Origin of the sequence: Marinobacter sp. (assembly GCF_965229985.1) — a bacterium.
Lineage (GTDB): Bacteria > Pseudomonadota > Gammaproteobacteria > Pseudomonadales > Oleiphilaceae > Marinobacter.
In genome coordinates this window covers 4,233,681-4,247,606 of sequence record NZ_OZ245935.1, presented here as the reverse complement: position 1 = coordinate 4,247,606, position 13,926 = coordinate 4,233,681, and the positions used below count along the sequence as shown (strand labels likewise).

The 13,926-nt window shown below is 57.2% G+C and carries 12 protein-coding genes; 8 read left to right on the top strand and 4 right to left on the bottom strand.

Annotated features, from left to right (window positions below; genetic code table 11):
• The first annotated feature begins 99 nt into the window (after positions 1-99).
• From ACO06L_RS19525 to ACO06L_RS19505, 5 genes are all read left to right on the top strand, one after another.
• A complete protein-coding gene (locus tag ACO06L_RS19525; protein WP_008176250.1) occupies positions 100-906 on the top strand; it encodes a cytochrome C assembly family protein in 807 nt (268 codons plus the stop codon).
• 85 nt (positions 907-991) lie between these two features.
• Positions 992-2,278 carry an HlyC/CorC family transporter gene (locus ACO06L_RS19520; RefSeq protein WP_064227101.1) on the top strand — a complete coding sequence of 429 codons (1,287 nt, stop codon included), beginning with the start codon at positions 992-994 and terminating at the stop codon, positions 2,276-2,278.
• A gap of 158 nt (positions 2,279-2,436) precedes the next feature.
• Complete coding sequence (locus ACO06L_RS19515) at positions 2,437-3,039, top strand: Yip1 family protein (protein ID WP_064227100.1); 603 nt, start codon at positions 2,437-2,439, stop codon at positions 3,037-3,039.
• 195 nt (positions 3,040-3,234) lie between these two features.
• Positions 3,235-5,460, top strand: coding sequence for a DUF1631 domain-containing protein (locus ACO06L_RS19510; RefSeq protein WP_421846153.1), 2,226 nt, complete (start codon positions 3,235-3,237; stop codon positions 5,458-5,460).
• Between the two features lie 5 nt (positions 5,461-5,465).
• Positions 5,466-6,218 (top strand): energy transducer TonB family protein, encoded by a 753-nt coding sequence (locus ACO06L_RS19505; RefSeq protein ID WP_202347110.1) that lies wholly within the window; start codon positions 5,466-5,468, stop codon positions 6,216-6,218.
• A gap of 12 nt (positions 6,219-6,230) precedes the next feature.
• On the opposite strand, the gene grxD is transcribed toward ACO06L_RS19505, so the two are convergent.
• A complete protein-coding gene (grxD, locus tag ACO06L_RS19500) occupies positions 6,231-6,557 on the bottom strand; it encodes a Grx4 family monothiol glutaredoxin (RefSeq protein ID WP_008176261.1) in 327 nt (108 codons plus the stop codon).
• A 237-nt stretch (positions 6,558-6,794) separates the two neighbouring features.
• On the opposite strand from grxD, the gene argF reads away from it, so the two are divergent.
• Together argF and ACO06L_RS19490 are read left to right on the top strand one after the other, a co-directional pair.
• Positions 6,795-7,709: an ornithine carbamoyltransferase gene (gene argF, locus ACO06L_RS19495; protein ID WP_064227097.1), complete on the top strand. Its 915-nt coding sequence runs from the start codon at positions 6,795-6,797 to the stop codon at positions 7,707-7,709.
• 4 nt (positions 7,710-7,713) lie between these two features.
• Positions 7,714-8,787: an ABC transporter ATP-binding protein gene (locus ACO06L_RS19490; RefSeq protein WP_064227096.1), complete on the top strand. Its 1,074-nt coding sequence runs from the start codon at positions 7,714-7,716 to the stop codon at positions 8,785-8,787.
• Between the two features lie 2 nt (positions 8,788-8,789).
• Here ACO06L_RS19490 and glpK read toward each other — a convergent pair whose 3' ends face one another.
• The 3 genes from glpK to ACO06L_RS19475 form a co-directional block, all read right to left on the bottom strand.
• Positions 8,790-10,271: a glycerol kinase GlpK gene (gene glpK / locus ACO06L_RS19485; RefSeq protein WP_202347109.1), complete on the bottom strand. Its 1,482-nt coding sequence runs from the start codon at positions 10,269-10,271 to the stop codon at positions 8,790-8,792.
• A 257-nt stretch (positions 10,272-10,528) separates the two neighbouring features.
• The gene (locus tag ACO06L_RS19480; protein WP_320407630.1) at positions 10,529-12,148 is read right to left on the bottom strand and encodes an ATP-binding protein; all 1,620 of its coding nucleotides are present in this window, start codon (positions 12,146-12,148) and stop codon (positions 10,529-10,531) included.
• A gap of 22 nt (positions 12,149-12,170) precedes the next feature.
• Positions 12,171-12,908 (bottom strand): response regulator, encoded by a 738-nt coding sequence (locus tag ACO06L_RS19475; RefSeq protein WP_088829104.1) that lies wholly within the window; start codon positions 12,906-12,908, stop codon positions 12,171-12,173.
• A 247-nt stretch (positions 12,909-13,155) separates the two neighbouring features.
• On the opposite strand from ACO06L_RS19475, the gene ACO06L_RS19470 reads away from it, so the two are divergent.
• The gene (locus ACO06L_RS19470; RefSeq protein WP_202347108.1) at positions 13,156-13,917 is read left to right on the top strand and encodes a GNAT family N-acetyltransferase; all 762 of its coding nucleotides are present in this window, start codon (positions 13,156-13,158) and stop codon (positions 13,915-13,917) included.
• Positions 13,918-13,926 lie beyond the last annotated feature (9 nt).

The following is a 13,926-nucleotide window of genomic DNA, read 5'->3' as shown; positions in this document are numbered from 1 at the left end:
GACATTATAACCAGACTATCGCCCTGAAACGACCAGCCCGGTCAAATCGGCCGAAACCAGCGCCGATCCCCAGTCAGAACAGTGGTTAATAAGGAAGTCATGGGAACGCTGATTCTCGCGGTCACCTCTCTTTTTCTTTACAGCGTCGGTACCGCGCTGCAGGCCCTGCATTTCAGGGGCCGGGTTCAGAGCAATATTGCCATTACCACCCTGATTGGCGTTCTTGCCCTGACCAGCCACGGACTTCTTATTGGCCAGACGGTCCACCATGACGGCGGCTTCGATTTCAGCTTTTTCAAAAGCTCGGTTCTGATTTCCTGGCTGATCGTGTTCCTGTTGCTGGGGCTCAACCTCAAAAAACCAGTACAAAGCCTTTTCCTGGGCGTCTATCCCCTGGCCGGCCTCACCATCATCCTTGCTCTTGTTACACACGGCCCCTCGAGACTGGTGTCGGAGCAAAGCTATGGCATGCTCTCCCACATAGCACTTTCGGTGACAGCCTACAGCCTCTTTACCCTGGCGGCCATCCAGGCGGTTCTTCTTTATTTCCAGAACCGCCAACTAAAGCACAACTACAACAGCCTGCTGGTTCGCAACCTGCCGCCATTGCAGACAATGGAGTCGCTACTGTTTGAAATGGTCTGGGCCGGCGTTGTGATGCTGATTCTGGCAATCGTGACGGGCGCCCTCTTTATAGAGGACCTGTTTGCCCAGAACCTCGCTCACAAGACGCTGTTCTCCATCCTGTCCCTACTGGTTTTCGTGGCGCTCCTGATTGGTCGTTACACCAAAGGCTGGCGCGGGATTACCGCTAGCCGATGGACCCTTGCGGGCTGCGCACTTCTGATGCTGGCATTCTATGGCAGCAAGTTTGTGCTGGAGCTGATCTTCCAGCGCGGCGGCTAATCCCAGGAACTCCCGGTATTCTCTTGACACAACACTCGCCAAAACCCTATTTTCGCTACTTGTCAGCAATATAAGGACACCTCTTTTGAACGAAACATCGCTTACTGCGCTGTTTATTCTCCTGGTCGGACTGATCCTGCTCTCCGGTTTCTTCTCAAGCTCCGAAACCGGGATGATGTCCCTCAACCGATACCGCCTCAAACACATGGCCAAAACCGGCCACAAAGGTGCCAAGCGGGCCCAGGGCTTGCTGCAACGCACCGACCAGCTTATCGGCGTGATCCTGATCGGCAACAACTTCGTCAACATCTTTGCTTCGTCGATCGCGACCGTTATTGCGATACGGGTCTGGGGCGATGCCGGCATCGCGATCGCCACTATCCTGCTGACCATCGTGATTCTGATCTTCGCAGAAGTTACCCCGAAAACCCTGGCGGCATTGTTTCCCGAGAAAATCGCATTCCCCGCCAGCTACATCCTTGGCCCCCTGCTGAAAATCCTCTACCCGATTGTCTGGGCCGTAAACCTGTTTACCGGAGGCATTCTCAAGCTGCTGGGCGTTTCTGCTGCGGATGCAGCAAACGACCACCTGAGTCGCGAAGAACTCCGAACACTGGTGAACGAGGCCGGGGCCCTGATTCCAGCCAAGCACAAGGACATGCTGGTCAGCATCCTGGACCTCGAAAAAGTAACCGTGAACGACATCATGGTTCCCCGCAACGAGGTGGTAGGTATCGATCTGGAGGACGACACCGACACAATCCTGCGTCAACTGCGCAGCAGCCAGCACACCCGGCTTCCAGTTTATAAGGGCGACATCAATAACATCCAGGGAATACTGCATCTACGCAGCGCTTCGAAACTGCTTCAGCAGGATGAGATCAACAAGGCCATGATCATGCAGCTTTGCCAGGAACCCTATTTCATTCCAGAAAGCACGCCTCTGAACACCCAACTGATTAACTTTCAGAAGGGTCGCCGCAGGTTTGGTGTGGTAGTGGACGAATATGGTGACGTTCTGGGCCTGGCCACCCTCGAGGACATACTCGAAGAAATCGTCGGGGACTTTACGACGGATTACGCCGCCACCAGCCCGGACATTATTCCCCAGGATAATGGCACCTTTATTATCGACGGCACCTCTGCCGTTAGAACCATCAACAAGACCCTGGGCTGGAAGCTCCCCACCGACGGGCCGAAAACCCTCAATGGCCTGATCACTGAAACCCTGGAGAACATCCCCGACACCAACGTCTGCCTGAAAGTGGACGGTCATCGGGTAGAGGTGCTGCAAATCAAGGACAATGTTGTGAAGGCAGCCATTGTGCACCCGAAAAAGCGCAAAAAGCGCTCACTTTCACTAAAACAATAGTCCCCCGAGAACGCTCCCGGATTGGCGCTATAGACCCCACAGTTATAGCGCCTCCCGTTCTTGAAAGATCAAAATTTAACCGCCAGCTTGACCCCCGTTGATCCCCCACCAACACTGAAGGAGCGTGCGAAACAAAAACAATCACAAGGAATACGTCCATGAGTCTGACACACACGTTTGGCCTGCTCGCCCATCCTGACCAGGAGTGGGAGGCGATTCGTAATGAATCTGAGTCCGTCACGAAACTATATGCAGGTCACATTCTGTTATTGGCACTGATTCCCGCAGTTGCCGGCTTCTTCGGAACAACCCAGGTGGGCTGGCAGATTGGAGACGGCCAGATTACAAAACTGTCGATGACGAGCGCGCTGCAGTTATCGGTGCTCTTTTATGGCGCCATGCTTGCCGGGATCTTTGTCCTGGGCAAGTTCATCGATTTCTTTGCGGCCACTTATGACGCGGTCGAGCGAACTCCCAGAGGTGTGGCCCTGGCCGCCTACACGGCGACCCCCATTTTCCTGATCGGAGTCATCGCCGCTTATCCGAACATCTGGGTGAACATGCTGGCAGGCCTGGTGGCCGTTGCCTACGCCGTTTACCTGCTGTATGAGGGCCTCCCTATCCTGATGAAGATACCGGCGGACAAGGGCTTTATGTTCGCCTCTGCAGTCCTGACAGTGGGCCTGGTTATGTTCGTCGCTCTGCTTGCCATCAGCGTCGTCATCTGGAGCATGGGTATCGGTCCGGTTTATGTGAGCTGAATACGAATTCTTCGGCAAGTCAGTAACCTGCATGAGGGTGCCTTTTCGGCACCCCATGTTTTTTTGAATTTGCTCCCAGGTTAGCGTTTGGTCATGTTAACTTTGAGAAAAATGCGGTAAATTTAACCAATAACGAGAATTCAAGGATTACCCGCTCGGTCATGTATCCGGTTGAGGCGTAAACAGGAGTCTGCCATGAACAAGCAGTCCGGCATACATTACCTCCGTGAGCACAGGGAAGCCGGAAGTAACAGACCGGTTCCTGCGGAGGTCACCCGCATCCGGGACACCGTTGTCGCCGGACTTGGTGATTTGCTGCAGGGCGCCTTCGACGCCGTCGACGATTCACTGTTCGAGTTGGCCAACAATGCCCGCAGCAATAATGAACAGAACCGGTATTTCGAAGCGATGCGTGAAATACGCATCAAGCGGAAGGGTGTGGAGCGGCATTTTCAGAACACGGTTGCTCAGTACTTCGCCACCCCCCCTCATACTGGCCCGCTCCAGGAAGAAACCCTGAACAAGCAGGCCAGCGCAGATACCCTCGCCCTGGTCGGCAACGACGACCTAGAAGAACAGGTTGCGCTCAACGCCATGATCACCAAGGCGAAAGCACACTTTCAGGGCCCGCTGCTTCAGCTCCAGACCCGCTTCAGCCAGGTGTATCCGGAAGCCACCGACGAATCACCGGTGAATCCCATGGCGCCAGAACACCTGTGCAGCGCGTTCACTGAGGCCATACAGGCTCTGGAAATCCAGATTCGGGAACGCCTGATTCTGCTAAAACAGTTTGACCGCTACGTTGTCTCCAACCTGGGCATGCTTCTGGATGAAGCCAACCGCATACTGATTCAGGCGGGGATCATTCCGAATTTCAGGTATCACGGCAAAGCCGGACAGCAGCATGATGCCTCCAAGGCCCAGTCGACAGATACGCCAACAGAGGAGAAAGCGCCGGACGCCTCAGCGACAGAACGGGCCGGCCAGGCCGGCAGCAGTAGTGCGGTTTTTGAACAGATCAGACAGATGCTGGCGCTTCAGCGGGCCAATGCGGGCATACCTCCCCGCGCATCAGACCCGAATGTACGGGTAGTAGGTGACTCCGAACTGGCAAGTCTTTTGAATTCATTGCCACTGTCAGGCGCCCGGCAGGATCAGGGCAACCTGAGCGCTGGCGAACCGGTCAGCGTTGATCTGCGTCAACTGGTACAACAGCTCCTTTCCCAGACCGATACTGGAGATGGCCGAAAACCGGCGCTTAACGAAATTGATGAAGACCTCATTAACCTCGTCTCCATGCTGTTCGAGTTCATTCTCGATGATTACAACCTGTCGGCTCCAGTTCAGGTATTGATAAGCAGGCTGCAGATTCCGATCCTGAAAGTGGTTATCCGGGACAAAAGTTTCTTCAGCCAGGCTACGCACCCGGCCAGACGGCTTCTGAACTCCCTCGCGAGAGCTGGCATCGGCTGGAGTAGCAGCGACGAAAAAACCAAAGACAAACTCTACGGACAGATTCATAACATTGTGCAAAGGATTCTCAACGAATTTGACGGCGACGTTGCGCTGTTTGAAACCCTGAACCAGGAATTCGAGCAATTTCTCGAACGTGAGAACCGCAAGGCGTCACTGGTGGAGCAGCGAACCAGGGAATCAGAGCGGGGTCGGATCAAATCCCAGACAGCCCAACAAACCGTCGATAACCTTCTGAAGCAGAAAGTCTCCCGTTATAAACTTCCCGAATCCATCCACGACATCCTGATGAATGGCTGGAGCCGCGTGATGTTTCTTGCCTATCTCCGGGACGATGTGGAGCATCGATGGAACGCAACCGTCAAAGTTGTCGACGATCTTATCTGGTGCCTTCACCCTCATCAGGAAGACGACGAAAGAGACCAATGGGTGCGCGTCGTGCCGGGCTTGCTGAAGTCGTTGCGATCAGGACTGGAAGAAGTGTCCTATAACTCATCCAGACTTGACGAGATGATGGGCCAGCTTAAGCATCAGCTGGCCGAAGCATTCCGTACCAATGCCGCAATCGAAGCGCTTCAGGATTCGCCCGAGGAGCCGGAAGAAGAGGAGATTGCCACCGTTCACCAGACGGCTGTTGAACGTCAGCAGGAGCTGGAAGAGGCGGCTATCTCCGAGTACGTGGCGCAGATAGACAGTATAGAAATCGGCAACTGGGTAGAGTTCCGTCTCGTCAATGGCGCCAGCTTCCGGTGCAAGCTTTCCGCCATCATTGAGGAAGCAGACTGCTTTGTCTTCGTGAACCGGATGGGGCTGAAGGTTATTGAGAAAACCCGGATTGAACTGGCCCACGAAATGCGGCGCGGCCGGCTGACCCTGCTTGAGCAGGGAGCGCTGATTGATCGGGCCCTGGATGCGGTCGTCGGTACCCTGCGGAGCAAGACCGCCTGACGCCAATGCCTGACAACAGCAGTCTTAATCCCCTGCCGGCCACGTACCGGCTGGGGCTTGCAGTTTCTCTGGCACTCTTCCTTCACACGCTGCTGCTTTCAGGCATCCCGACTCCCATGGAAGAACGGGCAACCACTCACAAGGAGAGTGTCCGTTTTGAGCTGGTACCCAGAGGCGCACGTGAAGCCGTCGCCAACATGACCGAAAACCCCAGCCCGAGCCAGGACGCAGCCCGGATCCCGCCTTTTGAGGTTGATCCCCCTCGCCCCGAATCCCCACCGGAACCCGAGACTATCACCTCCCGTCAAACAAAAACCCCGGCACCGAGTGAGCGAGCCAATACCAGTGGCCCGGAAAGCGAAGCTGCACAGTCGAGCACCAGCGCCTCTGCTGGAGCAGAACTGGAACCGTCTGCGGAAAGCCCGGAACAGAAGGTTACACGAATAACCGAGTCACCGGCTGAACTGGACCCTTACGTGGTCAAGCTGGCCATCCACCTGGCCCGGGAGCTGGAGAAGCTGAGAGTACCGGCAATGAGGGATTTGACCCAGACAGTGGCCATGGAAGTGGAGCTGCAATTGCTTGGAAATGGCGCCCTGACCCGGGCAAGGGTGCTGAAATCGACGGGTATCAAGAGAATTGACGAGGCTGCATACCGGGCCGCTCTGGCAGCGAGCCCCTACCCCCAACCGCCGAAAGACGGCGGGAGCCGGAACCGCTTCGAGGTCGAACTGCTGTTCACCCCGAAACGGCTCTGACCAGCGGCAACCTCAGGCTTCTGCCTGCTTCGCGGCCTCTTTCACAAGCTTGGCCAGTTCACCGCTCTCGGACATTTCCAGAACGATGTCACAACCGCCAACCAGCTCACCGTTAATATAGAGCTGGGGATAGGTCGGCCAGCTGGAGTAAACCTTAAGGGCTTCACGAAGCTCCTGGTTATCCAGGATATTCACAAAGGCAAAGCGCTCTCCGCAAGCCATTACAGCCTGTACGGTTTTGGCCGAGAAGCCACACTGGGGCGCCTGGGGGCTGCCCTTCATGTACAGGATGATCGGATTCTCTTCGAGCTGGCTTTTAATGGTTTCATTGATATCCATGAACATTCACCTCTGTTGGAGCAGTCTTGCCACACGGCAATTTTCTTGACGCCATTGTACACGGGTGCCTAACCCCTCACCAAACACCTTGATTTGACCTCGCGCAACACCGGCAGTTCCAGCCCCGTTACAGCGTTGTCATACCTGCTCCGAAGGGCTAGACTTGATGCCCCATTTTTCAGCCAACGTTCAGGCAATCCCGCCAGCGGCGGGGTTCGTTGAGATAAGGGCCACTGCATGGCGGCAAGACATTTTCTGACATTGAATGACATGACAACCACCGAGCTTGAAAGCCTGGTTGATCATGCCTCGGCATTGCGCAAGGAATGGCGGCAAGGCAAGGTTCGGGACTCCCTGAAAAACCGGGTCCTGGCAATGATCTTCGAGAAATCGTCCACACGAACCAGGGTTTCTTTTGAAGCCGGCATGGTCCAGCTCGGCGGCTCCGCAATGTTCCTGTCGCCCAGGGACACCCAGCTTGGCCGCGGCGAACCCATTGAAGACTCTGCCATTGTCATCTCCAGCATGGTCGACGCGGTGATGATCCGCACCTTTGCCCACGAGACAGTGGAGCGCTTTGCCGCTGCATCCAGGGTGCCAGTGATCAACGCCCTGACCGATGATTTTCATCCCTGCCAGCTGCTCGCCGACATGCAGACTTACCGCGAGCACCGTGGCAGCATTCGTGGTGCCACGGTGGCCTGGATCGGCGACGGGAACAACATGTGCCACTCGTACATCAACGCCGCCGCCCAGTTTGATTTCAACCTGAACATTGCCTGCCCCGAAGGCTACGAACCGGCCGAGTCATTGATCAAAAGCCACGAAGACCGGGTCAAGGTGTTCCGGGAGCCGGCAGAGGCAGCCCGTAACGCACAGCTTCTGGTGACGGATGTCTGGGCCTCCATGGGCCAGGAAGACGAACAGAAGGCCCGTGAAAAAGCGTTCAGTGGCTACCAGATCAACCCGGAGCTACTCGCTGTAGCTGACAAGGATGCGCTCTTCATGCACTGCCTGCCTGCCCACCGGGGCGAGGAAATCTCGGCAGATATGATGGAGCATCCCGCCTCCGTAGTCTGGGACGAGGCTGAAAATCGCCTGCATGCACAGAAGGCCCTGCTTGAATTTCTCATCCTGAACCGGCTGGACTGACTTCATGAGCACAACCGCGCAATCTCCGGCAGACTGGCTGCTTGAGGTCAACAACCTGTCCTGCGGCTACGGCGGGGATTCAGTGGTCAAGGATGTGAGTTTTGCCCTGAGTCATGGCGACATCGGTTGTCTTCTCGGCCCCAGCGGCTGCGGCAAAAGCACGATACTGCGCGCCCTCGCCGGCTTTCTGCCACTAAGCGGCGGCGAAATCTGCCTGCAGTCCCAGGCCATAAGCCTGCCCGGGCGCACCCTGCCCCCGGAAAAACGGCGGATCGGCATGGTGTTCCAGGATTATGCCCTGTTTCCGCACCTGACCATTGCAGACAACGTGGGGTTCGGTCTGCGTAATCTGAACAAGGCAGAAAAACGGCAGAAGGTCATGGAACTCCTGAATGTCGTGCACCTGCAGGATCTGGCAGACAACTACCCCCATGAACTGTCTGGCGGCCAGCAACAGCGGGTTGCCCTGGCCCGCGCCCTGGCACCCGAGCCCACCCTGATTTTGCTTGATGAGCCGTTTTCCAACCTGGACGCAGATCTGCGCCGGCGGCTGAGCCTGGATGTTCGCGAAATCCTGAAGACTCTGGGCATCAGCGCTATCCTTGTCACCCACGACCAGCAGGAAGCCTTTGCCATGTGCGATCAGGTCGCGGTGTTGCGCGATGGCAGGATCCAGCAGTGGGACGTACCCTACAACCTGTACCACGAACCAGCGAATCGTTTCGTTGCCAGCTTCGTTGGCCAGGGTGGGTTTATCCCCGGCACGGCCCTTGGGCCGGATACCATTGAGTCCGAGCTGGGAGTTATCCATGGTAACCGGGCCTACAAATGGGAGCCCGGCACTCTGGTTGACGTCCTGATCCGCCCTGATGACATCGTTCATGACCCCGACTCGGATCTGCAGCCAAAGGTAGTTGAGAAAACCTTTGCTGGCACTTCAACCCTGTACCGTTTCCGATGTTCCGAGGACACGGAGTTCGAGGCCCTGTTCCGAAGTCATCTGGATTTCAATCTTGGCGAGCATGTCCCGGTGCGGGTCGAAGCGGATCACCTGATTGCCTTCGAGCGCACCGCCTGACTCTAGTTGTTGCACACGCGCTCAACAGCATCCAGCCAGCCAGCGTAGAGCGATTCTCGAAGAGCCGGACGCATTTCCGGGTGGAACTGCCGCTCGCATTCCCAGAGCCCGGATATCTGCTCTAGGCTTTCAAAAACACCGGTCTGCAGCCCCGCCAGATAGGCCGCTCCCAGCGCAGTTGTCTCGGTGACACGGGGGCGGTCAACAGTGACATTCAGTATGTCGGCCAGGAACTGCATGACCCAATCGTTCACCACCATACCGCCGTCTACCCGCAGCGATTCAAGCCGGGCACCGTCGTTCTGAATCGCTCGCACCAGATCCTTGGTCTGATAGCAGACCGACTGCAGACCGGCAGTAACAATCTCGCCAATTCCCGTATCCCGGGTCAGACCCATGATGGCGCCGCGGGCGTGAGGGTCCCAATGAGGCGCCCCCAGACCGGTAAATGCAGGAACCAGATACACCGGATTGTCGACTCCGACTGCCTCGGCATGGGCCGAAGATTCGTTGGCGTGAGCGATCAGCTTCAGCCCGTCCCGCAGCCATTGCATGGCAGCACCGGCGACAAAAATACTGCCCTCCACCGCGTAACAGGGCTTGCCGTTCAGGCGATAGGCCATAGTGGTCAGCAACCGGTTCTCGGACCGGACGGCCTGATCACCGGTGTTAAGCATAAGGAAGCAGCCGGTACCGTAGGTGCTTTTCGCCATGCCCGGGCGAAAGCACGCCTGCCCCACCAGAGCAGCGTGCTGGTCCCCTGCAATCCCGGCAATAGTGACGGGACTGCCCAACCAACGGGCTTCGGCGGTGCCATAATCTGCGGCGCTGTCCAGGACCTCCGGCAGCAGGGCCCGGGGCACGCGGAACAGGGCTAGAAGGTCGTCGTCCCAGTCCTGCTTGTGAATATTGAAGAGCGCTGTTCTAGACGCATTGGTGGCATCGGTACAGTGGGATTTGCCGTCGGTCAGGTTCCAGAGCAGCCAGCTGTCCACAGTTCCGAAAGCCAGCTCACCGGATTCAGCCCGGCTACGGGCGCCCTCCACGTTATCCAGGATCCAGGCTATCTTCGTGGCCGAGAAGTAGGGATCAATCAACAGCCCTGTGCGCTCTACAACCATGTCCTCATGGCCGTCAGATTTCAGCTTGGTACACCAGGACGCCGTTCGACGGTCCTGCCAGACGATGGCGTGGTAGATCGGCTCGCCGGTTCCCCTGTCCCAGATCACCGTTGTTTCACGCTGGTTGGTGATGCCGATGCCCGCCAGCTCCGAGGCCTCGATGCCTGCTTTGTCGAGGGCGCCACGACACACCGCCAGAGTGCTGTCCCAGATTTCCTGGGCATCATGCTCTACCCAGCCATCTTTCGGGAAATACTGGTGAAATTCCTGCTGGTCAGTGGCAACGCTGTTTCCCGTGTGGTCGAAAACAATGGCACGGGAACTGGTTGTCCCCTGGTCAATGGCGAGCAGATAGCGGGTCATGGATGGCCTCCTGTTGTTTCCTGAGATTCTAACAGCAGAGCAGCCGGGAAAGGGTGACCGATACGGAATTTGGGAAAGGACATAAAAAAAGGGCCGGAAAACCGGCCCTCAAATGACGAATGAAACAAGGAAAGTTCGTAAGAACTACAACCTCAAAAGTCATCCCTTACGCTTTCGATTATTAACCCGGCAGCCAAACACTTCAGTAGTGCTTGTGTAGTCACTTTGTTACATCAGGTGAGGCGATGAGCCCTGCTTCACACAATTGAGTCCACAGGTTTTTTCCGGGGCCAGACCAGGCTGAATTTTGCGCCGCCGAGCGTATCACTCCTGCTGACGAAAGCGTGGCCCCCATGCCAGTACAGAATCCTGCGAACAATAGACAAACCGAGGCCGTAGCCGCCGGAGGTTCGGGTACGACTGTCATCCAGACGGGCAAACGCGGTAAACACCTTCTCCCAGTCTTCCTCAGGAATGCCGGGCCCATCGTCTTCGACGTCGATGCGGCAGTTGTCCTCATCAAAGTGGCAACTTACCAGCACCTTGCCCGCGGCATAGCGACCGGCATTGCCCACCAGATTCTGGATCGCCCGGTGCAGGTAGCGAGGCTCGATATCCGACAATGCCCAACGTTCGGAAACCTCATCGATATCACCTTCAATGTTCAGCTCGGGCCGAACCATCTGTTGTTCAGAAACTACCTGACGGACAATGTCGGTGACCGAGTTTTCCTGAAGGGAAAATACCGGACCACCCTGCTCCAGCCGGGCATAGGTCAGGATCTCGTCGATCAGCTCGTCCAGCTCTTGGATATCGCCATCAATACCATCCAGCTGCTTCTGAAGTGCAGCCTGGTCCTGGCAGTCCTCAATCATCTGGACACCAAAGCGGATCCTGGCCACCGGGGTACGTAATTCGTGAGAAACGGCATGGATCATTTCCCGCTGCACCTGCACCAGGCGCTGTATATGTTCGGCCATCCCGTTGAAAGACGAGGCCAAGCGGGTAACCAGTGTTCCTTCGCCCGTCTGGACCCGGGCGCCCATCTCGCCACGAGCGATTCGGACCGCGACCGACTCAACGGTTCTGAGATTACTGTCCACCTCCCGGAGCGCCAGGAAAAGGGCAACGGCCAGCACCCCACCCAGTACCAGCACCAGCAGCAAGACAACCGGCCAGGCCCAGGCATTAAACGCAGTTGGCATATCGATCCGGTACAGCTCGCCATCGGATAACTGAACGATCACCCGGCCGCAACCGTCCGATTCGTCGGTGTAAAAGGCAAGACCACGCTCGGCAACCTGGTCCAGAACGTCAGGGTCCGGCAGCAGAGCGGCATCGTCCAGAGAGTGAACTTCTACATTGAGAGACCGGGCCATTTGCGAAGCAACATTGAGACGGTCATCCGCCCAGGCTGAATCAAGATGCCAGCGGAAGATCAGCCCAATGGTTTCTGAAACGTCCCGGTAGGGCTCGTTCAGACGGAGCTGCAGAACCTCTCCGGCAAGCCCGGTTACCAGAACCCGATACCCCACGCCACTCTCAATACCAACCACCTGACCGTAACCAAGTCGCTCCAGGGCCACCGGGGACAGATTGAACCTGGAAGGGGCGCCCATGCGGAGATCCACCGTCGAGGTCAGCCAATGGTACTGTTGTACCGGTGCCGGAGCGGCCGCCAGCCAGCGCATCAGGGGCTCGGGAAAACGTTCGTGCCAGAACTGTGAGCGTACCGTATTGATACCGGTGAACAGCAGAACACATAAAAGAACGACCAGCGCGGTCAGGCCGGCAAGGCGGGCATAGAGCTTGAGGAAGAACTTCAGGGGCATGATACCAACCCTGGCATGGAACACCGGTGTGCGGGCGGATGGCACACCGGCTCAAGAGACTGAATCGTCAGGCTTCCTTTACGAACAGGTAGCCTTTGCTGCGAACGGTCTTGATGCGCCGCGGATGGATGGGGTCATCGCCAATTTTGGGGCGAATCCGGGACACGCGCACATCAATGGAACGGTCCTGACCATCGTACTCAATGCCGCGCAAAGCGGTGAAGATTTCTTCCCGGCTGAGAACACGGCCGGCGTTGCTGGCCAGTAACCAGAGCAGATCGAATTCGGCACTGGTCAGATCGATGCTTTCATCGTTCAGCCAGGCTTCGCGCATGGAGCGGTCAACAACCAGGTCGTTGAACTGGAGACGCACCGGTTCTTCGCCACTTGCTTCGTCACCCGCTCCCTGGCCCGTCTCGGTAACCCGACGCAGCATGGCGCGTATGCGTGCAAGCAACACCCGGGGTTTGACCGGCTTGCCGATGTAGTCGTCCGCACCCATTTCCAGGCCCAGAACCTGGTCCAGATCATCGGTGCGGGCGGTCAGCATGATGATCGGGCCGGAATAGAAAGGACGCACCCGACGGCATATGGACAGCCCGTCTTCACCCGGCAACATCAGATCCAGCACCACCAGATCCGGTTGCTCATTGCGGATCCGCTCTACCGCGGGGCCGCCGTGGGTTTCCAGGGAGACAGTCAACCCGTTGCTTTCAAGATATTCACGGGTTAACTCTGCCAACCGCTCGTCGTCCTCGACAATCAGAATTCGCCAACTTTCGTTTGTCTGTTCCACGCCATCCATCTCTGGTTTTGTTATTCCGGTTTCAGGTCATTCTGTGTACCTGACAATACAGGCAACCTGCTGTAACAGCAATTATACATGCTATTCAGAAATATACATGGAACCGCTGCTTCGTTACACCCTGTGACACAGGTACCGCGAGCGTCAATTCATTCCCTGGTGTCACAGACACGTCACCTCTTGGTCACTGATGTGTCATACCGGCTTCATAGGCTTGTCGGGAAATGGAAACAAAAGAGACGACGCCATGACCACACAAACCGCGAAAGCCCGCCGCAGCGCCCGTCGCCTGAAAACCGACATGACCCGGTGCCCGAAACAGGTGGAGGCGGCCCAGCGACTGCGTTACCGGGTGTTTTCGGAAGAGTATGGCAGCGACCTGGGAGCACAGACGCCAGGCATCGACGCCGACGAGTTCGACACCGTGTGTGACCACCTGATCGTCACCGACCTGGATTCCGGCGAGCTGGTAGCGACCACGCGAATCCTGCATCAGGCAGACACGGCAGCCGTTGGCGGCTTTTACTCGGCAGGCGAGTTTGATCTGAGTGCCCTGGAACAACTCCCCGGCACCATCGCAGAACTGGGTCGCACCTGCGTTCACCCGGACTACCGCAACGGCGCAACCATCAGCCTGCTCTGGTCGGCAGTGGCCGAATACCTGGTTGAACGCGGTGTTGACTACATGATCGGCTGCGCGAGCATCGGCATGTCTGACGGAGGGCTGAAGGCCTGGCGCATCGCCCGCCATCTTCAGAACGAGTACCTGGCCGACCCGGCTTTTCTGGTCAAACCGCTCCGGGCAATGCCGCACCTGACCCACACACGGGACAACGATCGCCCGGTGGACGTCCCCGCCCTGATCCGTGCCTACATGCGCCTGGGCGCCCGGGTCTGCGGTGAACCCTGCTGGGATCCGGATTTCCGTTGTGCCGATCTGCTGGTTGTGCTGGAGGTCAGCAAACTGGCCGGCCGCTACAGCCGGCACTTCATGCGCACGGCGTCCTGAAACCGGGAG